Here is a 21866-nt window from a genome sequence, read left to right as displayed (position 1 = left end):
ATGGGGACGGAGCGGGGCGGCGTGGCTCTTTCACGGCGCCCCATCCTTCAGCGGAAGAGGCTCATCAGGCTCTGCGGCGCTTGATTGGCGATGCTGAGCGACTGCGTGCCGAGCTGCTGCTTGATCTGGAGCGCCTGGAGGGTCGCGCTTTCCTTCGCCAGGTCGGCATCGACCAGCGCCCCCAACCCCGTCTGCAGGGAGTCCATCTTCTGCTTGTTGTAATCGACCTGCTCGGACAGGTAGTTGCTGTTGTTGCCGAAGGTGTTCAGCGCGCTGTTGACCGCCGTCATCTTCGTCGTGAAATCACCGCTGGAGGCGAGCATCGAGGCGGCCGACGCCGCATCGGTGGGCGCGGCATTGACGGTGAGATTGGCGCCGTCCACCGCCGCGAGCGTGTAGGTCGTCCCCTTCTCGTTCCGGACAGTGGCGATGTTGCCGCCACCCGCGCTGGTGGACGTGCTGAGCAGAGTGCGGCCGTTATAGGTCGCGTCCGAGACGTAGTTCTGCACCTGGGTACGAAGCGATTCGTACTGCGACTGGTACTGGGAGCGCTGGCTGTCGGAAAGGGTTCCGTCCGCCAGCTTCACCAGCACGCCCTTGATGTCGCCCATCGTCTCGGAGACCTTGTTCAGGCCCGAGAGCGTGGTGTCCAGCACACCCTGTACGCCGCCCATCTGCTCGTTGGCGGAAGTGATGCCCGCGATATCCGCCCGCACGCTCTGGGCGACGGCGAAGGCCGCGCCGTCGTCCTTCGCGTCCGACACGCGATAGCCAGTCGAGATGCGCTTCTGCGTCGCATTCAGCGCGTCGTTGGTGCGGTTCAGCGTCTGCAGCGCGACGGATGCGCCGATATTCGTGTTGACCGAGTTCAGGGCCATGTCTTGCCCCTTTCCTGTCCGGCGGCGGCCACCTCTCCGGCCCCCGCGCGTTGCGCTCCGCCTTTTGCGGTATGGGCCCATCCTGGCCCAGGCCGGTTAACGGCCCTTGAATCCGGCGCCCATCACAGAAACTTGGTGAGGGAGAGGCCGGACAGCATGGAGAGCGCCTGCCAGGAGGCCTGGAGGCGCGTCTGCGTGTCCTGCAGCGCGGTCAGCGTGCTGGCCAGGTCCACCTCCTCCACGTCGGAGAGCTGGGACTTCAACGCCAGCCCCATGTCCTCGTGCCGGGCCTTCGCGGCCTCCAGGCGGGCTTCGGAAAGGCCGAGCGCGCCCGCTTCCTCGCCGAGCCCGGTCATGGCCGATTTCAGGCTCGCCTTCACGCCGGTCACCACCGCGTCGAAGTCGGCCCCGGCGGCGGTCTTGTCGGCCGTCAGGTTGGCGAGGGTCATCAGGCCGCGCAGCAGGTCGCGGGACCAGCTGCCGGTCTCGCTGCCCGTGCCGGTGGCCGCCGCGTTGCGGCTGGCGAAGAGGCCGGTGCCCACGGATTCGCCGTCCCCCGTCAGGGTGGTGGGGCGGGGCTCGTTCCCGCCCGTCGCCGGGTCCAGCGCGTAGTCGGAAAAGGGCGTCTCGCCCGGATTGGTGTTCCTGGCCGCCGTCAGCGTGCCGGCCAGGACGGTGGGGCCGTTCCCCGGCCCGAGGGAGGAGACAGCCGCGGCGATATCGGTCGCCATCGTCGTGCTCATGATATTGGCCGGATCGGGAAGCGGTGGATTGCCCGTATCGGCGCCGCCAAAAAGATAGCTGTCCCCCTGCCTCTCGTTCAGCAGCGCGGCCACCTGCTGGACCGCGTCGCGCGCGCCGCGCGCCAGCGCGGCGATGCGGGTGCTGTCGGCCGTGGTGATCTTGCCGGCCTCCGTCAGGAAGCTCTCGGCGATGGTGGAGAGCTGGGCAAGCGCGTCCTGCGACGCCGCAGTGGTGCCGAGCGCGCGGTCGATCGCCGTGGTGTGGGTCTCGCGCCGGCTGATTTCGCCGCGCAGGCTGATGGCGCGTGCGGCGGTGCCGGCAAAGTCGCCGTACCAGGTCCCGCGCCTGCCGTCCGCGGATTGCGCCGCGAGCGTGGTGAGCTGCGCCTTGATGACGGAGGATTGCTGCACCAGCTGCGCCAGCGCGCCGGAGCCGATTCCCGCGATCGCCATCACCGCACCGCCTGGAAGAGGGTGTCGTACATCGTCTGAACCGTCGAGATGAGCCGGGCATTCGCCGAATAGGCCGTCTGCAGCGCGATCATCGCGGCCAGCTCCTTGTCCATGTCCACGCCCGACTCCCCGGAGAAGCGGCTCTCCAGGGAGGAGAGGAGGTCGCCCGATCCTTTCGCCGCCTCCTCCGCCTCGGCGCGGGCCGCGGTCTGGGTGGCGACGAGGGAGGAGGCGTAGTCGCCGAGGCTGCGGTTCGCGCGGAGGGAGGAGGAGAGGTTGCCGCCCGGGCCGAGGCCGGTGCTGGTGAAGGCCGGCTGGGAAACCCCGTTCGAGACCTGGGCGCCGAGGGTGTTGTTCAGCACCCGGTCAATCAGCGCGGTGAAGTTGGCCGGGCCAGTGGCGGCGTTGGGCGTGAAGCCCGTGGCGCCGCCCGCGCCCGATGCCACGGCACGGGTGCCGTCGCGCACCAGGCCCGGGTCGGCCGTCACGGCCGGATTCACGCGGATGGTGCCGGCGAAGCCGATCCAGCCGCCTGTCGCATAGGCGGCCGACGGATCGGGCACGGTCCCGGCGCCGCCGGTGAAGAGGGTGAGACCCTGGGCGTCGAAGCGGGCGGCGAGGTTGGCGGCGGAGACGTCCAGCTCTGCCTGGGCAAGCGGCAACTCCGTGTCGCGCAGGGAGGCATGGGCGGCCAGGGTGCCGCTGCCCAGCCGCGCCGTAACGTCGGTGGTGCCGAGCATCACCCCTGGCAAGGTCCCGCCGCTGCCGTACCAGGCCTCCGGCCCAAGGGCGGCGCCGGCGAGGGAGAAGGGGCCGCTCTCCGATTGGAGGGGCAGGTTCAGTCCGCCCGCGGTGATCAGCGTTATGCCGCCATCCACATCGGCGAGGGCCTTGACCTGCATGACGGAGGAAAGGGTGGCGACTGCCGCGTCGCGCTGATCCTCGAGCTCCGCCGTGCTCTGCCCTTGCGCGCGCAAGGGGACGATCTGTCCCGTTAGGTCGGAGATCTTGCGCAGCGCGTCGTTCAGCGCCTTCACGTCCTGCACCATCGTGTCCTGGGCGCCCTGGCGTGCATCCTGGATCGCGGAGGAGACGGTGGCGTAGCGGTCCACGAGGTCCTGCGCGGCGCCGGTGACCTTCGACTGAAGGAGGGTATCGGAGGGATCGCCCCGCAGCGCCGTGAAGGCGTCGCCGAGGGCCGCTGTCAGGTCCGCGACGGATTCACCCGTGGCGCCATGCGCCACCTCCACGCCCTTCAGCAGGGCGGCGCGGGCGGCTGCGGCGTCGGTCGCGGCGCGTGCGGCGTTCATCCGGTTCACCAACGCCGCGTCCACTGCCCGCGTCGCCTCCGCGCTGCGCACGCCGGAGGAGAGGGCGCCGGCCACCACCGCCTGTCCCTGCACCTCCTTGCGGGTGTAGCCGGGGGTGGCGGCGTTGGCGACGTTGGCGGCCGACTGCGCGAGCTGCCGGTTGACGTGCGACAGCCCGCTGCGGGCGATGGACAGGGCAAGGTCGAGGCTCATCCGCTCCGCTTCTCCGTTGCGGGATCAGGCGAGGTGCGACGCATCTCGGCCGACGCGGCTAGCGGCGCATGTTGATGGTGTCCTGCAGCAGTTCGTCGGCGGCGGTGACGATCTTCGTGTTCGCGGCATAGGCGCGCTGCGCGAGGATCAGCTTGGAGAACTCCGAGGCGATGTCCACGTTGGAGCTCTCCAGCGAGGAGGTGACGATTTTGCCGCCGCCGTTGGACGCCGCGTCGTTCACCCGCGCCTCGCCGCTCTCCGTCGTGCGGAGATAAGCCTGGCCGTCCATCTTCTGCAGCTTGTCCGGGTCGGCGAAGGTCACGATGGGCACGCGGCCGATGGTACGGCTCTGGCCGTTGTCATAGTTCACGGTCAGGTCGCCATTGTCGCTGAGCGAGACGGAGGAGAAGCTGCCCTGGGGCACGCCGTCCTGCGAGATGTCGCGCAGCGTGTACTCCGTGCCCGCATACTGCGTGACGCCGGAGGGCTGGCCGAAATTGCCGAGGTTCAGCTGGATGCTCTGCGTGCCCTGGCCGAAATCGGCGGAGAAGGTGACGGTGGCCGGATCCCCGGCCGTCGCCGCGCTGCCCGTCAGCCCTGCGCCCGTGCCGAAGGAGCCGATCGTGCCGGCGGCCGTGGTGGCGCTGGCGGAGGTGCCGAAGTTCACGTCGATGGTGCGCGTGGTCACGCCCGAGCCGTCGTCCGGGATATTCATGGAGAGTTGCCAGGTGTTGGTGCCCGTGTTCGTCCAGGTCATGTCCACGGCGTGCAGCCGGCCCAGGCTGTCGTAGATCTGGATGGAGGCATTGGCCGGGGTGGTGGTGGAATCCGCGGGCAGGTTGGCGGAGAGGTTCACGTTGCTCGTCGCCACCGGGTTGTAGACGGACTGGTCCACCCGCAGCGGCGCGATGTTGGAGCGGTCCGGCGCGCCGTTGGAGCCGACCGTCCAGCCCTGCAGGTAGTAGCCCTGGCCGTTCACGAGGTAGCCGGCGGTGTTCATGCCGAAGTCGCCTGCGCGGGTGTAGTAGGTGCGGGCGTCGAAGGTGGTGGCGCCGTTCTCCGTGCCCGTGGCGCTGGAGACGGCGAACATGCCCTGCCCGGCGATCGCCATGGAGAGCGGGTTGTCCGAGGATTGCACGGTGCCCTGCACGGAAACGGTGTAGTCCGGCCGCGCCGTGACGGAGCCGGGCTGGTTCACCTGCGCGGTGGAGCGGGTGACGTAGGACACGAAGTTTGTGTCGGTGCGCTTGAAGCCGGTGGTCTGGCTGTTCGCCACGTTGTCCGCGACGTTGCCGAGCGCGCGTGACTGGGCGGTCAGCCCGCTGATGGCCGTGTTCATCGAGGCGTAGAGCGACATGCCTGACTCCGTGGGGATGGCCGTGCGATTGGAATGTCGGGCGCCGGCTCTTCCTGGCGCCCGCCGGCCCTGGCGCAACGCCCGTGCCAGCCACCAAGCGGAATTTCGGCGGCGCGGCGTGCCGGGGGGCGGCAAGCCTTGCCGGCTTCCGGGTCGGGCTTGCCGGGCCGGGCCTGGCACGGGCTGGCAGGCCGCTTGCGGTCTCCGCCCCCGGGGCTTGCCGGATGCGCGGCGGCCAGGGGAGCGGAGGCGATGATGGACGTGCTGGACAGCCCGCCGGCGAGCGCCCCGCCGCGCGGCGCCGCGCCCAGGGAAGCGGTCTCGGCGGGAGCCACGCCTGTGGCCGGCGCGCCCGATGGCGGCGGCTTCGCGCAGGCACTGCGCGGCGTGACAGACGCGGCCGGGGCGCCGCCCGGCGCAAGGATTGGAACTGACATGGCACCTGTTGCGGGAGTGCAGCCCGGAGGTGTCACCGCGGCCGCAATCCTGCCGGCTGCTCTGCTGCCGTCGGCCACAGCCCCACGCCCCGGAGCAGAGGTTGCCCCGGCGCCCGCTCCTGAGAAGCCCGCCGGTTCGAAAGTTGCCGAAGCGGCCGTGCCCGCCTTGGTGGCCGGCGGCACGCCCGATCCTGTGCCGGGCCTTCCCGCCGGGGAGGACATCGCCCCTGCCGCGGAGGGCACCGAGAAGGTGGCCGCTGGCCCGGATGACGAGGAGGAGGACGCAGCGGCCTTGGCGCCCCCTGCCCCCGCAGACCCGGCACTGGAACGGGTTCTTCCCCTTCCCGCCCCCGCCCAGGGCCTGCCCGCGCCGGTTCCGCAGGCGGCCGCCGCGCCGACGGAGGACCGCATTCCTCCAGAGATCACTATCGCGGCGCCCGCCGGACCAGCCACACCGCGCCGTGCGGCCGGAGATGACAACGGCCCGGGGCGGGAGAAGGCCGGGAAGGCCGGGCAGCCCGGCCGAGCCACCATACCGCAGGCCGATGCACCGCAGTCGGGGCCGCGACAGGACTCCGCAGCGCCGGCGGCCCTGCCGATGATGGCTCCCATGGTGTCCGCCGCGACAGCGCCGGACATTGGCGCCGATCTTCGGGACCTGAAGAAACCCGCAGACCCGGCCCCGCCCGCCGCTTCAGCCGGGGCGCCCGCGCTCACCGCCTCCGCCTTGCCGGGGTTGCTCCCCGTGCCGATGCCCGCCGCCACGCCGGCCGAGGCGCCGCGCCTGGCGCCGCGCACCGCCCCAGCGGAGCAGGTGGCGCCGGTCGCCATCGCCCTCGCCCTCGGGGGCCCGGACGGGCGGATCGCCATCAGCCTCGATCCGGTGGAGCTGGGCCGCGTGGAGGTGGTGGTGGAGCGCTCGGGCGAGGCCACGCATGTCCAGGTGGCGGCGGAACGGCCGGAGACGCTCGCCCTGCTGGCCCGCGACGGCGCGGCGCTGGATCGGGCCCTCGGCGGCGCCGGGATCGGCGAGGGCGGGCGCAGCCTCGGCTTTTCCCTTCTCTCCGATTCCGGCGCCGGGGGCGGAAACGCCTTCCCCGGCGGCGGCAGCACGGGTGGCGGTGGCCAGCGGAGCGGGCGGCGGCCTGGTGGAAGCTGGGCCGGCGAAAGCATCGCGGCAGAGCAGGCCGGCCCGGGGCGCCGCGCCGTCCTCGGCCTTCTCGACATCGCGATCTGACGGGAGACCGGGCATGGCCACGACCACGGCGACGACTTCGACCACCTCCAGCACCGCGACTAGCGCCTCTGGCACGGCGCGCACGCAGCTGGCCGGCAGCTTCGACAACTTCCTCACGCTGTTGACGACGCAGCTGAAGAACCAGTCCCCCACCGACCCGCTCGATACCAACGAGATGACCTCGCAGCTCGTGCAGTTCGCCTCGGTGGAGCAGCAGATCGCGATGAACAAGAACTTGGAGTCGATGGTCTCGCTCCAGCAGGCCGCGCAGCTCACCGCCGCCTCGCCGATGCTCGGGCAAAGGGTGGAGGTGCAGAGCGATTCGCTGCCCCTGCAGGATGGAACCGCCACCGTGCGCCTGCCAGCCGCGGGTGCCGCGCGCACGGCCCGGGTGGCGATCCTGGACAGCAACGGCAAGACCCTGCGCGAGGCGCAGGTGGCGCTGGGCACCGCGAGCCAGGACTGGACCTGGGACGGCAAGGATACCACCGGCAAGCAGCTGCCCGACGGCGCCTACAAGGTGGCGGTGACGGGCGCGGACGCGAATGGCGGTGCCGCCGCCACTTCCTTCACGGTGGTCGGCACGGCCACGGCGGCGGAGCGCGTGGACGGGGCGCTGAAGCTGCGCATGGGCACGGCGAGCTACGGCTTCGATGCCGTGCGCTCCATCGCCGGCGGAGGCTGAGGCTGAGGCTGAGGCTGAGGCGTAACCGGCCGTTAACCCCCACCCGGCAAGGATTGCCGGGCCGGCAGAAGGCCGGCGCGAGGGGGTTGGCTCCATGCAGAAGCGGCCTGGGCGTGCGGGACGGCCATCGGTGGTCATGCAGGGCGGGCGCTGAATGGCCGCCTTCCTGGCCCAGCTGCGCGCGCTCGGCCCCGTCCGCCTGGGCGCGATGGCCGCCACCGCGCTCGCCGTGCTCGGGCTGCTGGCCTGGTTCGGCACCCGCGCGGGCCAGCCCGGCATGGCCCTTCTCTACGCGGAGCTGGACCCGCGCGATGCCGGCGCGGTGGTGGCCTCGCTGGAGCGGCAGAAGGTGGCGTTCCGGCTCGGCAGCGGCGGCAGCTCCATCTTGGTGCCGGAGGATATGGTGCCGCGCCTGCGCCTCTCGCTGGCGCGGGAAGGCCTGCCCGCCGGCGGCAGCGTGGGGTGGGAGATCTTCGACCGTGGCGAGAGCCTGACCACCACCCCCTTCCAGCAGGACGTGAACCGGCTCCGAGCGATGGAGGGCGAGCTTTCCCGCACCATCCGGGGCCTGTCCGGGGTGCGCGCCGCCCGGGTGCATCTGGTGCTGCCACGGCGCGAGGCCTTCTCCCGCCAGCAGACCGAGGCGCAGGCGAGCGTGGTGCTGACCATGCAGGGCGTGCAACGGCTGGACCGGGACGGTGTGCAGGCGGTGCTGCACCTCGTCGCCACCGCGGTGCCGGGGCTGCTGCCGCGCAACGTTTCCATCGTGGACAGCCGGGGGGAGCTGCTGGCGCGCGGCGGCCAGGCACTATCGGGGCCGGCGGCGGCGGCCACGCAGGAGGAGATGCGCCGTGCCGAGGGGCTGCGGATCGCGCGCAGCCTGGAGGAGATGCTGGAGCGAAGCCTCGGTTCCGGCCGCGTGCGAGCGGAGGCGACGGTCGAGATGGATTTCGACCGCGTGCAGACCACCGAGGAGCGCTTCGACCCCGACAACCAGGTGCCGCGCAGCGTGCAGAGCAGCCAGGAGCAGTCCCGCGGCGCGGAAGGCGGCAGCGTCTCCGTCGCCAACCAGCTGCCGGGAGCCGATGCGGGCGGCGGGAACGCCAGCCAGGAAAGCAAGAACGAGGAAACGACGAACTACGAGATCGGCAAGACCGTGCGGAGCACCGTTCGGGAGCACCCGGTCACGCGCCGCCTCTCCGTCGCCGTGCTGGTGGACGGGGTGTGGGAGGGGACGCCCCCCGCCTTCCGGGAGCGGGGCGCGGAGGAGCTGGCGCGGATCGCGACACTGGTCCGCAGCGCCATCGGCTTCGACGAGCGGCGTGGCGACCGGGTTGAGGTCGTCTCCATGCGCTTCGCGACGCCGGAGGGCGGGGACAGCCCGGCCGATCCTGGCGTGCTCGGCCTCGGCCTCGGCCCGGCCACCGCCGCGCGGCTGGTGGAATCAGGGCTCTACGCCCTTGTGGCCTTGGTTGCGATCCTGCTGGTGGTGCGGCCGATGACGAGGCGGCTGACCGCGACGCTGGTGCCACAGCCCTCCCTGGCCGGCATCGGGTCGGACGGCGCGGTGCTGCCGGGTGGCGCGATGCCGGCGGCTCTGGCCGGCGTGGCCGTACCCGCGGGCGCCCTTCCCGGTCCGGACGGGGACGAGATGGTGAGCCTTGAGAACGTGCACGGCCAGTTGCGCGCCTCCTCCGTCGCGCAGGTGAACGCGCTGATGGAAGCCCATCCCGACGAAGGGCTGGCGGTGGTGCGTGGCTGGCTGGCGCCGGAGGAGACGCAATGACGAAGCTGACCGGTCCGCAGAAGGCGGCGGTTCTCCTTCTCACGCTTGGGGAAGATCAGGCGCGGCGGCTTTTCGCCCGGCTGCACGAGGACGAGATCCGCGACGTCTCCGCCGCCATGGCCACGCTCGGCGCCATCGACGCGGCGGTGGTGGAGGACCTCTGCAAGGAGTTCAGCGACAGCCTCGGTGCCACCGGCAAGCTCATCGGCTCCTATGAGACGACAGAACGGATGCTGCTGAAGACCCTGCCGCCCGACCGCGTGGCGCAGATCATGGAGGAGATCCGCGGCCCCGCCGGGCGGACCATGTGGGACAAGCCCGGCAATGTCTCGGAGGCCGTTCTCGCGAACTACCTGAAAAACGAATATCCGCAGACCGTTGCCGTCGTGCTCTCCAAAGTGCGGTCCGACCATGCCGCGCGCGTGCTGGCGCTTTTGCCGGAAGGCTTCGCCATGGAGGTGGTGATGCGGATGCTGCGGATGGAAACCGTGCAGAAGGAGGCGCTGGAGGGCGTGGAGCGCACGCTGAAGATGGAGTTCATGAGCAACCTGGCCCGCGCCAGCCGCCAGGACAGCCACGAGATGATGGCGGAGATCTTCAACAACCTCGACCGCGCCGCCGAGGGCCGCATCATGGCCGCGCTGGAGGAGCGCAACCACGAGAGCGCGGAGCGCATCCGCGCGCTGATGTTCACCTTCGACGACCTGAGCCGGCTGGATGGCCAGGGCGTGCAGATGCTGCTGCGCAGCGTGGACAAGGACAAGCTGGCCCTGGCGCTGAAGGGCGCGAGCGAACCGCTGAAGGACCTGTTCTTCGGAAACCTGTCGGAGCGCGCGGCGAAGATGCTGAAGGACGATATCGCGGCCCTCGGCGCGGTGCGGCTGCGCGACGTGGACGAGGCGCAGGCGATGATGGTGGCCACGGCAAAGGACCTGGCCGCCACGGGCCAGATCCAGCTGGAGGACGGGCAGGAGCAGATGGTCGCCTGACATGTTCCCCCTGCCCACCGGCCTTCGCGGCCTTTCCCTTCCCGACCTGGACGCCCCGGAGGGGCCGGAGGCCCCGCCACCGCTTTCGGGACCATCGATCGAGGAGCTGCTGGATTCCGCGCGGCGCGAGGGGCACGCCGCCGGCCTGCGCGAGGGCGAGGCGCGCGGGCGCGCCGCCGGAGAAGCCGCTCGCGATGCCATGGCGGACGAGGCGATCCGTATCGCCCTGCTGCAGCTCCAGGGCGCGCGCGAGGCCGCGCGCGATGCGGTGGACGAGCACGCCGCCGCGCTGGCCGAGATGCTGGTCTCGGTGGTGGACGCCGCCCTGCCCGGCGCCGCGGCGCGTGAAGCGCCGGCGCTGCTGGAACCGCTGATGCGCGCGCTCGGCCCGCCCGACGAGGCGCCGCCCGGCGCCACGCTGCGCGTGCCCCCTGCCCTGTTGGAGCACGCCCGCGCCCGCTTCGGCGGGACCGGCCTGCCGATCGAGGCCGATCCGGACTTGCCCGAGGGTGATGCGCGGATCGTCTGGCGCCATGGCGGGCTGGACCTCGACCTGTCCCGCCGCCGCGCCGCGATCCGCGAGGCGCTGGCCGCCCTGCACCTACCGATGGAGGATGACGCATGAGCAACGGCTTCGAGCCCGTGAGCGCCGACGAGGCCTCCGACTCCCGCCCCACCCTCTCCAGCCAGGGGCTGGACGCGGTCTACGACATTCCCGTTCAGGTCAGCGCAGTGCTGGGCCGCGCGACGCTGCAGGTCAGCCAGCTCCTGAAGCTTGGCCGGGGCGCGGTGGTGGAGCTGGACCGCAAGCTGGGCGAGGCCGTGGACATCTACGTCAACAACCGCCTCGTCGCGCGCGGCGAGGTGGTGATGGTGGAGGACAACCGCCTGGGCGTGACGATGACGGAAATCGTGAAGGCGGACCGCGCGGGATGACGCGCCTCCTCATCATCGGCAGCCTGGAGGCGGAGCTGGGCCAGGCGGCGCGGATCGCGACCTCGCGCGGGGCGCGGCTGCGGCAGGCGGATGGCGTGACCTCCGGCATCGCCATGGCGCGGGGCGAGGGCTTCGACCTCATCCTCTGCGACGTGCTGCACGACGTGGCCTGGCTCGTCTCCTGCCTGGAGGCGGAGCGGATCGCCTGCCCCGTAGTGGCCTGCGGGCGCAACCAGGACGCGTCCGCCGCGGTGCGCGCCATCCAGGCCGGTGCGAAGGAGTTCCTGCCGCTGCCGCCGGACGCGGAGCTGATCGCCGCCATGCTGCAGGCCGCGGCGGGGGAAGCGGACACGCCCGTGCACCGCGATCCCGCCATGGCCGCGGTGCTGAAGCGGGCCGAGGGCGTGGCGCGGGCCGAGGCGAGCGTGCTGATCACCGGCGAGAGCGGCACGGGCAAGGAGGTGCTGGCGCGGCATATCCACCGCCATTCCCGCCGGGCCGACCGCCCTTTCGTCGCCCTGAATTGCGCCGCCCTGCCGGAAGCGCTGCTGGAGAGTGAGCTGTTCGGGCATGAGAAAGGCGCCTTCTCTGGTGCGGTTGCCGCGCGCCGCGGCAAGTTCGAGCAGGCAGATGGCGGCACGCTGCTGCTGGACGAAATCGGGGAGATGGACCCGCGCCTACAGGCGAAGATCCTGCGCGCATTGCAGGAGCGCGAGATCGACCGCCTGGGCGGCGCCGGTCCCGTGAAGGTGGACGTGCGGATCCTCGCCGCCACCAACCGCGATTTGGCGGCCGAGGTGGCGGCAGGGCGCTTCCGCGAGGATCTGTTCTTTCGCCTCAACGTTGTTGCACTGCGGGTTCCCGCCTTGCGCGACCGGCCCGACGACATACTGCCGATCGCCGAGCACTTCGCCCGCCGCTACGCCGAGGCGAACGGGATCCCGCTGCGCCGCTTTTCACCGGCCGCGCGCGCGGCGCTGCTCGGCCACGCCTGGTCTGGAAACGTGCGGGAGCTGGAGAACACCGTGCACCGCGCCGTGTTGCTGGCCGAGGGCGACGAGATCGGGGCGGAAGCGGTGGAGCTGCACGTGCCCGCACCGCGCCCCGCAGCTGCCGCCCCGGCATTGGCCGCGGCGCAACCCGCGCGCGCCATAGGTGTGGCCGCGCTGGTTGGTCGCCGGATGGAGGAAGTCGAGCGCGACCTGATCCTGGAGACGCTGACCCACTGCCTGGGCAACCGTACCCGGGCGGCGGAAATCCTCGGCATCTCCATCCGCACGCTTCGGAACAAGCTGCACGAGTACCGCGCGACGGGTGCCCCCGTGCCCATGGCGCCCGGGCAGATGCCGGTGGCCCCTTTTCCTTACGCGCAGCTCGGCTGACGCCGCATGACACTTCCCCCCTGGCTGCGGAATCTCGGCGGCTCCACCGATGTGGCGCTGGCGATGGGCGTCGCCATGCTCATCGTCGTGCTGGTGGTGCCGCTGCCGGTGGTGCTGCTGGATGGGGGGCTGGCGCTCTCGGTCACGCTCTCGGTCCTCGTGCTGATGACGGCGCTGTTCCTGCAGCGGCCGCTGGACTTCACCTCCTTCCCCACCATCCTGCTGCTGACCACGCTGCTGCGCCTTTCGCTGAACGTCGCCACCACGCGCACCATCCTCACCCACGGGCATGAGGGGCCGAGTTCGGCGGGCCATGTCGTCTCGGCCTTCGGCGGCTTCCTGATGGGTGGGGACGTGCTGGTGGGCATGATCGTCTTCGCCATCCTGCTCGTCGTGAACTTCATGGTCGTCACCAAGGGTTCAGGACGCATCGCGGAGGTGGCAGCGCGCTTCAGCCTGGATGCCATGCCTGGCAAGCAGATGGCGATCGACGCCGACCTCTCCGCCGGCCTCATCGACGACAGGACCGCGCGCCAGCGCCGCGCCGACCTGGAAGCCGAGAGCGGCTTCTACGGCGCCATGGACGGTGCGGCGAAGTTCGTGCGCGGCGACGCCATCGCGGGCCTCATCATCACCGGCATCAACCTGCTGGGCGGCATTGCCATCGGCGCCGGGCGACACGGGCTGCCCTTCATGGACGCGATCACCACCTTCTCCGCCCTCACGGTCGGCGACGGCCTCGTCTCGCAGATCCCGGCGCTGCTCACCTCGGTGGCTGCCGGCATCGTGGTGACGAAGGGCGGGACGGAAGGCACGGCGGACAAGGCGCTGTTGAAGCAGCTCGGCCTGGCCAAGCCGCTCTGGATCGCTGCGGGCGCGGCGGGAATGATGGGCTTTCTTCCGGGCATGCCGCTGGTTCCGTTCCTGCTGCTGGCCGGTGCCTTCGCGTCCGGGGCCTGGCAGCGCGGCAAGGCCGACGTGAAGGCCGGGGAGGCGGCGGCCGCGCCGCCGGGACCCGTGGCGGAAGCGCCGATTGCGGAGACGCTGCGGATCGACATGCTGCGGATCGAGCTAGGCTACGGGCTGCTCTCGCTCGCGGCCGGCGAGGGGCCGCGGCTGACGGAGCAGATCCGCAACCTCCGGAAGACCGTGGCGCAGGAGATGGGCTTCGTGCTGCCCAGCGTGCGACTCCAGGACAACCTGCATCTGCAGCCGCATGAGTATGTGGTGCGCGTGAAGGAGATCGAGGCGGGACGCGGGGAGTTGCGGATCCCAATGCAGCTGGCGATCGACCCGTCCGGCGGGCGGCCCGACATGCCCGGCGAGCCCTGCGAGGAGCCCACCTTCGGCCTGCCCGCCCTCTGGATCGAGGAGCATCGCAAGGACGAGGCGCTGGCGCGCGGCTGCACGGTGGTGGACGGCGCCGGCGTGCTGGCGACCCATCTGACGGAGATCGTGCGCGACAATATGCCGGAACTGCTGAGCCATGCGGAGGCGCAGAAGCTGATCGACGAGCTGCCGCCGGAGAACGGCAAGCTCGTGGCCGACCTCATCCCCCAGCAGATCACCACGGGCGGCGTGCAGCGCGTGCTGCAGGCCCTGTTGGCGGAACGCGTCTCCATCCGCGACCTGCCGACGATCCTGGAAGGTGTCCAGGAGGCGATGGCGGCTGGCGCCCGCGGCGTGCCGGCGCTGGTGGGGGTGGTGCGCGCGCGGCTGGCGCGCCAGCTTTCCGACGCAGCAAGGGGGCCGGCGGGCTATGTGCCGCTGATCACCCTCTCGGCCGAGTGGGAGCAGGCCTTCGCCGAGGCGCTGGTCGGTCCGGGTGACGAGCGGCAGCTGGCGATGGCGCCTTCCCGCCTGCACGATTTCATGACGCGGCTGCGGGATTCCTTCGACCGGGCAACCTCGCAGGGGGAGTCGCCGGTGCTCGTCTGCAGCCCGGGCGTGCGGGCGCATGTGCGCGCGATCGTCGAGCGCTTCCGCCCTGCCACCCCCGTGCTGGCGCAGACGGAAATCCACCCGCGCGCCCGCATCCGGACCGTGGGGGCGATCTGATCTTCACCCTTCGGCAACCCCGGGCGGCCCAGGCTTAACTCATGCGGCTTCGAGTCTTCCGCGCAGCGAGGATGGCCGATGCCATGGCGGAATGCCGCCAGGCACTGGGCCCCGACGCGCTGATCCTCTCCACCCGGCGCACCGCCACGGGGGTGGAGGTGACGGCCGCGCTGGAGCCGGCGGAGGAGGAACCCCCTTCGCCGCCGCCGTTTCCACCCTCCGTTCCGGCGGTGCCCGATCCGCTGGCACGCCACAATCTTCCACCGGCCCTGCGGCCAAGCATCGGTGCGGGCGGTGCCGCTTCCCTGGCCGCCGTGTTCCGGTTCGCGGCCCTGCCGGACGCCGCGCGGCCCCTGGCCCTGGTGGGGCCGCCCGGGGCGGGCAAGACATTGACCGTCGCGAAGCTGGCCACGCGGATGGTGATGCGGGGCGCCCGCCCGATGGTCATGACGGCCGATCTCCAGCGCGCCGGGGCCGCGGAACAGATCGCTGCCTTCACGCGGGTGCTCGGTGTCCCGCTTGCCACCGCCGGCACGGGCGCGCAGCTGGCGGCCGCGCTGGCGGGGCGACGACCTGGCCAGCCCCTGCTGCTGGACACGGCGGGCTGCGACCCCTTCAACCCCGCCCAGGCCGAGCAGCTTCTCGCCTTGCTGCGTGTCACCGATGCCGCGCCTCTGCTTGTGCTGCCCGCCGGGCTGGATTCCGAGGAAGCGATGGAGACGGCCCGCGCCTTTGCGGCACTGGGCGCCCGCCACCTGCTGCCCACGCGGCTGGACGGCGCCCGCCGGCTCGGCGGCGTGCTGGCCGCCGCCTTCGCCGGGCCGCTCGCGCTGACGGAGGCAGGGACCGGTCCGGGCGCGGCGGACGGCCTCACCCCCCTCACCCCGGCCTGGCTGGCGGAGCGGCTGCAAGGCCCCGCCAGGATAGCTGCACAGGAGGCCGTATGGGCCGCTTGATTGGTATCGCGTCCGGCAAGGGCGGCGTCGGCAAGACGGTGCTGGCGATCGGGCTCGCCCAGGCGCTGGCCCGCGCCGGGCGCCGCGTGCTCCTGGCGGATGGCGACCTCGGCCTCGCGAACGTGGACGTGCAGTTGGGGCTGGAAGCTCGGCACGACCTGATGTCGGTGCTCGCCGGCGACGTGACGCTGGGCGAGGCTGCGCTGCGGGTGGAGGCAGGGTTCGAGGTGTTGCCCGGCCGCTCCGGCTCCGGCGCTCTGGCCGCGCTGGACCCGGGCTGGATCGACCGCTTCCTCGGCCTGCTGCGGGCCGCCCCGCAGGACGACGTGGTGCTGGATATCGGCGCGGGGCTGGACCCCGTGCCGCGCCGCCTTGGCGCCGGCTGCGACGCGCTGCTGGTGGTGGCCACTGATGAGCCGACAAGCCTGACGGATGCCTATGCCGTGCTGAAGCTGCTGCGTCGCGACGCCCCGGCAACGGAGGCACGGGTTGCCGTGAACATGGCCGCGGATTCTGCTGCCGGGGCGCGCACCCACGCCGCGCTGGATCGCGCCTGTCGCGGCTTCCTGGGGCGCGGCGTGCCGCTGGCCGGGGTGGTGCGCCGCGACCCGAAGGTGCGCGACGCGATCCGCCATCAGGCGCCCCTTCTCACCCGCCACCCCGGCTGTCCAGCCGCGCGGGACCTGGAGACGCTGGCGGCAGGGCTGGTCGAGCCACGGGCGGCGGCCTGAAGGCGGTGCGCCTTCGAGCGTGCCCCCGGTCAGATCTCCAGCAGCCAGACCGAGAAGAGGTCCTCCGGATCCGTCCACATCGCCGCCACGGTCCAGCCCGCTTCGGCGGCCAGCGCGCGAAGGCGCTCCGGGCGATACTTGTGGCTGTTCTCCGTATGGATGGTCTCGCCGGGCGCGAAGCGGAACACCCGCCCGGCCAGCCGCACCGACTGCGCGGCCAGCGAGACGAGGTGCATCTCAATCCGCTCCGCAGCGGCGTTCCAGACCGCCCGGTGCCGAAAGGCGCCGAGGTCGAAGTCGGCACCGGCCTCGTTGTTGAGCCGTGCTAGCAGGTTCAGGTTGAAAGCGGCCGTCACTCCGGCCGCGTCATCATAGGCCGGCACCAGCACCGCGGGATCCTTCACCAGGTCCGCGCCCAGCAGCAGCCGGGCACCCGCCCCGAGGCCCGCGCGGATGCGGCGCAGGAAGGCGGCGGCATCGGGCGGCTCGAAGTTGCCGATGGTCGAGCCGGGAAAGAAGCCGAGCGCCGGGGCGCTGCCCTCCATCCGGGCGGCGAGATCGAAGGCCGCGCTGAAATCGGCCACGACGGGGTGCACGCGCAATCCGGGCAGTGCCGCGGAGACCCGTGCCGCCGCAGCGTCGAGCCATTCCGGCGCGATGTCCACGGGCAGGTAGGCCGCGGGCGCGTCCAGCGCACGCAGAAGCCGCACGGCCTTCTCGCCGTCGCCGGGGCCGAACTCCACCACCGGCGCGCCGGGGCCAATGGCCCGCGCGATCGCAGGGCCCGCCTCGTCCAGGATCCGCGTCTCGGTGCGTGTCGGGTAGTATTCCGGCAGGGCGGTGATCGCCTCGAAGAGACGCGCGCCTTCGGCGTCGTAGAGCCACTTGCAGGGCAGCGTCTTCCGCGCGCCGGAAAGGCCTGCCAGCGCGTCGGCGATGAGGGCCGCGCGCTGCATGGCAGCGGCGTCGAGGGAGGTCGCGCCGCTCACGCCACGTCCTCCGCCAGGCGCAGCCCGCTGAACTGCCAGCGCGCCCCGGGCGGGAAGAAGTTGCGGTAGGTCGGGCCCGCATGGCCCGGCGGGGTCGCCAGCGAGCCGCCGCGCAGCACCATCTGACCGATCATGAACTTGCCGTTGTACTCGCCCACGGCGCCCGCCCAGGGGCTGAAGCCGGGATAGGGCCGGTAGGCGCTGCCGGTCCATTGCCACACCACGCCGGTGGCGTCGCGCAAGCCCGGCAGGGCCGAGGCGGCCTCCCATTCCGCTTCCGTGGGCAGCCGCTTGCCCGCCCAGCGCGCATAGGCGTCGGCCTCGTACCAGGAGATGTGGCGAACGGGCAGCGCGGGGTCCACGGGCTTAAGCCCCGCCGGGCCGAAGCCCATCCAGGCGCCGTCGTGCCGCTCCCAATGCAGCGGCGCCTCCCACTCCCCGGCCCCGCGCGCGGCCCAGCCCTCGCTCATCCAAAGCAGGGGGTCGCCGTAGCCACCGGATTCCATGAAGGCGAGCCACTCGCCGTTCGTCACAGGCGCGCTGGCGATGCGGTAGGGCATGAGGTAGGCGCGGTGGCGCGGCGTCTCGTTGTCGAAGGCGAAGCCGGGCCCGGCACGGCCGATCTCCACCACCCCCTCCGGCCCGTCGAGCATCGTCGCCACACCGGAGGCCGCGGGCTCCTCCCAGTCCGGGTCGTAGGCCGGGCGGAGCGGGTTGAGGCTGAGGGCGTGCAGGATGTCCGTCAGCAGCAGTTCCTGGTGCTGCTCCTCATGCCGCAGGCCCAACTCCACCAGCGCCGCAACCTCCGCCGAGGGTTCGCGGAGGAGATCGGCCATCGCCGCATCCACCGCCGCCCGGTACTCGCCTACCGCTGCGCAGTCCGGGCGCGTGATCATGCCGCGCTGCGGCCGGGCGTGACGCGGCCCGGCCGCCTCGTAATAGGAGTTGAAGAGGAAGGCGTACTCCTCCCGCACGGGCCGGTAGCCGGGAAGGTGGGGCCGCAGCAGGAAGGTCTCGAAGAACCACGTCGTGTGCGCCCGGTGCCACTTGGCCGGGCTGGCATCCGGCATGGACTGCACGACCTGGTCCTCGGCGGAGAGAGGCGCGGTGAGCCTGTCGGTCCGTGCCCGCACCGCCATGTAGCGCGCGAGGAGAGCCTGTCCGGGCGGGGTCCCCAGTCCGGGCGAGATCATGTTCATGCAGAGAGCTCCGGGACCGAATCGCCGCCCGGCACGGGGCGGGGCCGGAGGCCAAGTGGCCCGTCCTGCCGTTCTGCGTCAGGGGGCCGGGCGTCACGATCGCGCGCCCGGTCCCATCCGCGGAGACGATTACTGCTGGAAAAGCCGGCCGAGGAACAGCAGGGCCCCCTCCGACCCGGAGCGCCAGTAGTCCCAGTTGTGCAGCCCAGGGCGGATCATGAAGCCGTGCGGCACGCCCATGTCCCGCAGCTTCTGGTGCAGGATGGCATTGCCGTCGAAGAACCGGTCCTCCGCCCCGCAATCGATGTGGAAGGGCGTGCCTTTGATGTTCTCCGGCGGCAGCCGGTCCACCATGTCGAGCACGCTGTAATCCCGGTAGAGGTTGTTCAGCCGCGCCTCGCCCTGCAGGCCGAGGCCCCAGGCCTTGCCGTAGCGCCGGTCGTAGCCGGGCTGGTCCATGGTGACGATCTGCTGGTCCGTGCGGAAGGCCGCGCTCAGCGCCGCGGCCCCGATGAAGGTGCGGGGATGGCGCATGGAATAGGCCAGCGCGCCGTAGCCGCCCATGGAGAGGCCCGCGATGGCCCGCCCTTCCCGCCCGCCGATCACGCGGTAGCGCTCCTCGATGCGCGGCATGAAGTCCTGGAAGAACATGTCCTCCCAGCGGAAGGCGCCGTCGGCGTCGTTCATGTAGTAGGTGTTGTTGCGGTTCGCCTCGTCGCGCTGGCCGTTCGGGCTCACCACGATCGCGGCGGGGAAGCGGCCGTCGCCGATCAGCCGGTCCAGCAGCACGTTCAGCCGGCCGAAGCGGAACCAGTCCGTATCCGTGCCGCTCTCGCCACCGTGCAGCATGTAGATCAAGGGATAGGCGCGCTTGGAAATGTCATAGTCCGGCGGAAGATAGACGCTGTAGCGCACGTCCTTCCCCAGCACGGCGCTGTCCGCGAACTGGCGCTCCTCCACGCGGCCCATGGCGGCCGCGCCGGCGCGACCGGCCGCCAGCACCGCCGGCGCGCCCGCCGCGATTGCGAGCAGCCGTCGCCGTGCCAAGCCCTTCCCTGCGATCGCGGTCATCCGCCGTCCTCCCTCTTTCCTCGTTATGTCGTTACCTAGCGCGAGCGGGGCCGCCGTGCAGCCCTCGGCCTAGTTCCGCCGTAGCACCAGCAGCGTGCCCGCCACCGGCACCCCGCGCTCCTCGCGGAGCGTCACGTCCTCCAGTTCCACCAGGCCCAGCCGCGTGGCCTCGGCCAGGGCGATGACATGGGCGGGGTCGTGGCGGTAGCGCATGCCCGGGCCGAGGGCGTAGGGCGCGTCCAGCCCCGTCTCCAGGCTGAAGGCGGCGTGGCCGCCGGGGCGCAGCGCGGCCGCCATGGCGTTCAGCGCCGGGGCGAGGTCGCCGAGGTAGTTCAACACGTCCGCCGCCGCCACCAGGTCGTAGGCGCCGCGGTGGTGGGCCAGGAACTCTACCAGCTCCGCCTCCTCCAGCGTTTCATAGACGCCGCGCGTCCGCGCCACGTCGAGCATGCGGGGGGAGAGGTCCACCCCCGTCATGTGCCGCGCCCAGGGCCGCAGCGCCTGGCCGGAGAGGCCGGTGCCGCATCCCGCGTCGAGCACGTCCAGCTCCCCCCGCGGTTCCAGCCCGGCCCCGCGCAGCAGAGCGGCCAGGGCCTCCGGCGTGCGGTAGCCCAGCGCGCCCGTCAGCTCCGCCTCGAAGCGCGGCGCGTAGTTGTCGAAGAGGTTCCGCACATAGGCGGCGGAGGGCTTCGCCGGCGCCCTTCCCTCCCCCAGGGAGGCGAGGAGGAAGCGGGCCTGGGCCGCCACGTCGCCCCCGGCGGAGAGGGCGCGGCGGGCGGCCTCGGCGGCGCCGGGCGCCCCGGCTTCCCGCAGGCCGTGTGCGAGGGCCAGCTGCGCCTCCGGGTCGTTCGGCATCAGCGCCACGGCCTCCCGCAGATGCGGCATCGCCTCCGCAACCCGCCCCAGGGCGCAGAGCGCCTGGCCGAGGTTGCGGCGGGACATGGCGTCCGCCGGACGCTTCGTCACCGCCCGGCCCAGCACCTCCACGGCCTCCTCGAGCATCCCCGCCGCGGCCAGGGTGGCGCCCCGCGCCGCGAGGAAGACGGGGCTCTCCGGCATCTGCGCCACGGCGCGGCCGGAGAGGTCGAGGGCCACATCCATCTCCCCCATCTGCCGCGCCAGGATCCCCATGAGGTGCATCGCGTTCGGCTCGTCCGGATCGATGACGAAGGCGCGGCGGTACAGGGCGATGGCGCCCTGGAAGTCCCCCACCGCCTGTCGCGCCGCCGCCTGCCGCACGAGGGCTTGCACGGTCTGACGGCTGTCCTGGGGCGTGCTAGGCTGGGGCATGTAGGGCTCCGGAAAGGCCGGTATGGGAGGATTGATCCGCGGGGGGCGGGACCTGCGCGTGGACCTCGCGCGGGGGATGGCGCTGTGGTTCATCTTCGTGGACCACGTGCCCGGCAATGTGCTGGGGCGGCTGACGATCCGCAACGTGCTGCTCTGCGACGCGACGGAGGTCTTCGTGCTGCTGGCCGGCTATGCCGCCGGCATCGCCTATGGCCGCCAGATGGAGCGGGAGGGCTGGCTGCGCGCCGGCACCCGGGTGGCCGGGCGGTGCTTCACCCTCTATGTGGCCCACATCTTCCTCTTCGTCGTCTTCACGGCCCAGGTCGGGTACTCGGCCACGACGCTGGACGCCAGCGCCTATCTCGACGAGATGCACCTCGACCCCTTCGGGGACGCGCCATACCTGGCGCTGCTGAAGGCGCTGCTGCTCTCCTACCAGCCGGCCTTCCTGAACATCCTGCCTCTCTACATCGTGGTGCTCGGCCTCTTCGCGCTGGCCCTGCCGCTGCTGAGGCGGCCGGGGCTGATGCTCGGGGCCTCCGTACTGCTCTACGCGGTGGCGCGGCTGAGCGATCTGAACCTTCCCTCCTGGACGGGGGGCGGGTGGTTCTTCAACCCCTTCGCCTGGCAGCTCCTCTTCGCGGTGGGGGCGGTGCTCGGAGGCGGGGCGCGGGAGGGCGGCGGGCTGCGCTGGCGGCCCTGGATCGGTGCGGCCTGCGGGCTGGTCCTCGTCCTCTCCTTCGCCGCCACCCTCGTCGTCTATCTCCGGCGGGACCTGATCGGGCTGCTGCCCCTGCCGGTGGCCACGGTGGTGGACGCGGTGGACAAGTCGGCGCTGCACCCATTCCGCCTGCTCTCAATCCTGGCGCTGGCCTATCTCGTCGCCCATGCCGTGCCGCGCGGGGCGGCCTGGCTCGGCGGCGCCGTCGCCCGGCCCTTCGTCCTCATCGGGCAGCAGGGGCTGCCGGTGTTCTGCGCGGGCATCTTCCTTTCCTTCCTCGGCCGGCTGGCGCTGGAGTGGCGGGAGGGTTGGGCGATGCAGCTGGGCGTCAACGCCGCCGGGCTCGGGGCGCTGGTGGGCATCGCGGCGGTGGTGGCGTGGTCCAACGCGAAGCCGCCGAAGCCGGCCTTGCCGCCCGCGGCCGCGCTCGATACGCCATGAGGAC

19 protein-coding genes are annotated in these 21866 nt (G+C 72.0%); 11 read left to right on the top strand and 8 right to left on the bottom strand.

Going from position 1 to position 21866, the window contains the following annotated elements; genetic code table 11:
- Nucleotides 1–47 precede the first annotated feature (47 nt).
- The 4 genes from J5Y10_RS17110 to flgE all read right to left on the bottom strand — a co-directional run bounded on the left by J5Y10_RS17110 (nucleotide 48) and on the right by flgE (nucleotide 4954).
- The gene (locus J5Y10_RS17110; protein WP_209375239.1) at nucleotides 48–878 is read right to left on the bottom strand and encodes a flagellin; all 831 of its coding nucleotides are present in this window, start codon (nucleotides 876–878) and stop codon (nucleotides 48–50) included.
- 122 nt (nucleotides 879–1000) lie between these two features.
- The gene (locus J5Y10_RS17105) at nucleotides 1001–2074 is read right to left on the bottom strand and encodes a flagellin (protein ID WP_209375238.1); all 1074 of its coding nucleotides are present in this window, start codon (nucleotides 2072–2074) and stop codon (nucleotides 1001–1003) included.
- Nucleotides 2074–3597: a flagellar hook-associated protein FlgK gene (locus tag J5Y10_RS17100; RefSeq protein WP_209375237.1), complete on the bottom strand. Its 1524-nt coding sequence runs from the start codon at nucleotides 3595–3597 to the stop codon at nucleotides 2074–2076. Before J5Y10_RS17100 ends, J5Y10_RS17105 begins: the two co-directional genes overlap by 1 nt.
- 58 nt (nucleotides 3598–3655) lie before the next feature.
- Nucleotides 3656–4954, bottom strand: a complete 1299-nt coding sequence (flgE, locus tag J5Y10_RS17095; RefSeq protein WP_209375236.1) for a flagellar hook protein FlgE — start codon at nucleotides 4952–4954, stop codon at nucleotides 3656–3658.
- 594 nt (nucleotides 4955–5548) lie between these two features.
- Between flgE and fliK the strand changes: the two genes are divergently transcribed.
- The 10 genes from fliK (at nucleotide 5549) to J5Y10_RS17045 (ending at nucleotide 16151) form a co-directional block, all read left to right on the top strand.
- Nucleotides 5549–6628, top strand: a complete 1080-nt coding sequence (fliK, locus tag J5Y10_RS17090) for a flagellar hook-length control protein FliK (protein ID WP_209375235.1) — start codon at nucleotides 5549–5551, stop codon at nucleotides 6626–6628.
- 13 nt (nucleotides 6629–6641) lie between these two features.
- On the top strand, nucleotides 6642–7313 hold the full coding sequence (locus tag J5Y10_RS17085; RefSeq protein WP_209375234.1) for a flagellar hook assembly protein FlgD: 672 nt from the start codon (nucleotides 6642–6644) through the stop codon (nucleotides 7311–7313).
- Nucleotides 7314–7467: 154 nt separating this feature from the next.
- The gene (gene fliF / locus J5Y10_RS17080) at nucleotides 7468–9099 is read left to right on the top strand and encodes a flagellar basal-body MS-ring/collar protein FliF (RefSeq protein WP_209375233.1); all 1632 of its coding nucleotides are present in this window, start codon (nucleotides 7468–7470) and stop codon (nucleotides 9097–9099) included.
- Entirely contained in the window at nucleotides 9096–10088 is a 993-nt protein-coding gene (gene fliG, locus J5Y10_RS17075; protein ID WP_209375232.1) for a flagellar motor switch protein FliG, read from the top strand. The genes fliF and fliG overlap by 4 nt, the downstream gene beginning before the upstream one ends.
- Nucleotide 10089: 1 nt before the next feature.
- Nucleotides 10090–10713, top strand: coding sequence for a FliH/SctL family protein (locus J5Y10_RS17070; protein WP_209375231.1), 624 nt, complete (start codon nucleotides 10090–10092; stop codon nucleotides 10711–10713).
- Nucleotides 10710–11024, top strand: coding sequence for a flagellar motor switch protein FliN (gene fliN, locus J5Y10_RS17065; RefSeq protein ID WP_209375230.1), 315 nt, complete (start codon nucleotides 10710–10712; stop codon nucleotides 11022–11024). Before J5Y10_RS17070 ends, fliN begins: the two co-directional genes overlap by 4 nt.
- Nucleotides 11021–12406, top strand: a complete 1386-nt coding sequence (locus J5Y10_RS17060) for a sigma-54-dependent transcriptional regulator (RefSeq protein WP_209375229.1) — start codon at nucleotides 11021–11023, stop codon at nucleotides 12404–12406. The genes fliN and J5Y10_RS17060 overlap by 4 nt, the downstream gene beginning before the upstream one ends.
- Nucleotides 12407–12412: 6 nt before the next feature.
- A complete protein-coding gene (gene flhA, locus J5Y10_RS17055) occupies nucleotides 12413–14464 on the top strand; it encodes a flagellar biosynthesis protein FlhA (protein ID WP_209375228.1) in 2052 nt (683 codons plus the stop codon).
- 83 nt (nucleotides 14465–14547) lie between these two features.
- On the top strand, nucleotides 14548–15420 hold the full coding sequence (locus J5Y10_RS17050) for a flagellar biosynthesis protein FlhF (RefSeq protein WP_209375227.1): 873 nt from the start codon (nucleotides 14548–14550) through the stop codon (nucleotides 15418–15420).
- The gene (locus tag J5Y10_RS17045; protein ID WP_209375226.1) at nucleotides 15408–16151 is read left to right on the top strand and encodes a nucleotide-binding protein; all 744 of its coding nucleotides are present in this window, start codon (nucleotides 15408–15410) and stop codon (nucleotides 16149–16151) included. Before J5Y10_RS17050 ends, J5Y10_RS17045 begins: the two co-directional genes overlap by 13 nt.
- A 29-nt stretch (nucleotides 16152–16180) precedes the next feature.
- Here J5Y10_RS17045 and egtD read toward each other — a convergent pair whose 3' ends face one another.
- The 4 genes from egtD to J5Y10_RS17025 form a co-directional block, all read right to left on the bottom strand.
- Nucleotides 16181–17140: an L-histidine N(alpha)-methyltransferase gene (egtD, locus tag J5Y10_RS17040; RefSeq protein WP_342452948.1), complete on the bottom strand. Its 960-nt coding sequence runs from the start codon at nucleotides 17138–17140 to the stop codon at nucleotides 16181–16183.
- Nucleotides 17137–18339, bottom strand: coding sequence for an ergothioneine biosynthesis protein EgtB (egtB, locus tag J5Y10_RS17035; protein ID WP_245214803.1), 1203 nt, complete (start codon nucleotides 18337–18339; stop codon nucleotides 17137–17139). Before egtB ends, egtD begins: the two co-directional genes overlap by 4 nt.
- Nucleotides 18340–18468: 129 nt before the next feature.
- Nucleotides 18469–19410, bottom strand: a complete 942-nt coding sequence (locus J5Y10_RS17030; protein ID WP_209375225.1) for an alpha/beta hydrolase — start codon at nucleotides 19408–19410, stop codon at nucleotides 18469–18471.
- A 69-nt stretch (nucleotides 19411–19479) separates the two neighbouring features.
- Nucleotides 19480–20700 (bottom strand): methyltransferase, encoded by a 1221-nt coding sequence (locus J5Y10_RS17025; RefSeq protein WP_209375224.1) that lies wholly within the window; start codon nucleotides 20698–20700, stop codon nucleotides 19480–19482.
- A 22-nt stretch (nucleotides 20701–20722) separates the two neighbouring features.
- Between J5Y10_RS17025 and J5Y10_RS17020 the strand changes: the two genes are divergently transcribed.
- A complete protein-coding gene (locus tag J5Y10_RS17020; protein ID WP_209375223.1) occupies nucleotides 20723–21862 on the top strand; it encodes an OpgC family protein in 1140 nt (379 codons plus the stop codon).
- Nucleotides 21863–21866 lie beyond the last annotated feature (4 nt).

This window comes from Roseomonas indoligenes, assembly GCF_017813365.1.
Taxonomy (GTDB): domain Bacteria; phylum Pseudomonadota; class Alphaproteobacteria; order Acetobacterales; family Acetobacteraceae; genus Roseomonas; species Roseomonas indoligenes.
Note: the sequence above shows the minus strand (reverse complement) of the source record. Positions and strands in the feature narration are given on the sequence as shown.

Bases quoted from the DNA above. Each gene is read 5' to 3' on its own strand.
- J5Y10_RS17110 (WP_209375239.1), bottom strand. From the start codon at position 878: ATGGCCCTGAACTCGGTCAACACGAATATCGGCGCATCCGTCGCGCTG.
- J5Y10_RS17105 (WP_209375238.1), bottom strand. From the start codon at position 2,074: ATGGCGATCGCGGGAATCGGCTCCGGCGCGCTGGCGCAGCTGGTGCAG.
- J5Y10_RS17100 (WP_209375237.1), bottom strand. From the start codon at position 3,597: ATGAGCCTCGACCTTGCCCTGTCCATCGCCCGCAGCGGGCTGTCGCAC.
- flgE (WP_209375236.1), bottom strand. From the start codon at position 4,954: ATGTCGCTCTACGCCTCGATGAACACGGCCATCAGCGGGCTGACCGCC.
- J5Y10_RS17085 (WP_209375234.1), top strand. From the start codon at position 6,642: ATGGCCACGACCACGGCGACGACTTCGACCACCTCCAGCACCGCGACT.
- fliF (WP_209375233.1), top strand. From the start codon at position 7,468: ATGGCCGCCTTCCTGGCCCAGCTGCGCGCGCTCGGCCCCGTCCGCCTG.
- fliG (WP_209375232.1), top strand. From the start codon at position 9,096: ATGACGAAGCTGACCGGTCCGCAGAAGGCGGCGGTTCTCCTTCTCACG.
- J5Y10_RS17070 (WP_209375231.1), top strand. From the start codon at position 10,090: ATGTTCCCCCTGCCCACCGGCCTTCGCGGCCTTTCCCTTCCCGACCTG.
- fliN (WP_209375230.1), top strand. From the start codon at position 10,710: ATGAGCAACGGCTTCGAGCCCGTGAGCGCCGACGAGGCCTCCGACTCC.
- J5Y10_RS17060 (WP_209375229.1), top strand. From the start codon at position 11,021: ATGACGCGCCTCCTCATCATCGGCAGCCTGGAGGCGGAGCTGGGCCAG.
- flhA (WP_209375228.1), top strand. From the start codon at position 12,413: ATGACACTTCCCCCCTGGCTGCGGAATCTCGGCGGCTCCACCGATGTG.
- J5Y10_RS17050 (WP_209375227.1), top strand. From the start codon at position 14,548: ATGGCGGAATGCCGCCAGGCACTGGGCCCCGACGCGCTGATCCTCTCC.
- J5Y10_RS17045 (WP_209375226.1), top strand. From the start codon at position 15,408: ATGGGCCGCTTGATTGGTATCGCGTCCGGCAAGGGCGGCGTCGGCAAG.
- egtB (WP_245214803.1), bottom strand. From the start codon at position 18,339: ATGAACATGATCTCGCCCGGACTGGGGACCCCGCCCGGACAGGCTCTC.
- J5Y10_RS17030 (WP_209375225.1), bottom strand. From the start codon at position 19,410: ATGACCGCGATCGCAGGGAAGGGCTTGGCACGGCGACGGCTGCTCGCA.
- J5Y10_RS17025 (WP_209375224.1), bottom strand. From the start codon at position 20,700: ATGCCCCAGCCTAGCACGCCCCAGGACAGCCGTCAGACCGTGCAAGCC.
- J5Y10_RS17020 (WP_209375223.1), top strand. From the start codon at position 20,723: ATGGGAGGATTGATCCGCGGGGGGCGGGACCTGCGCGTGGACCTCGCG.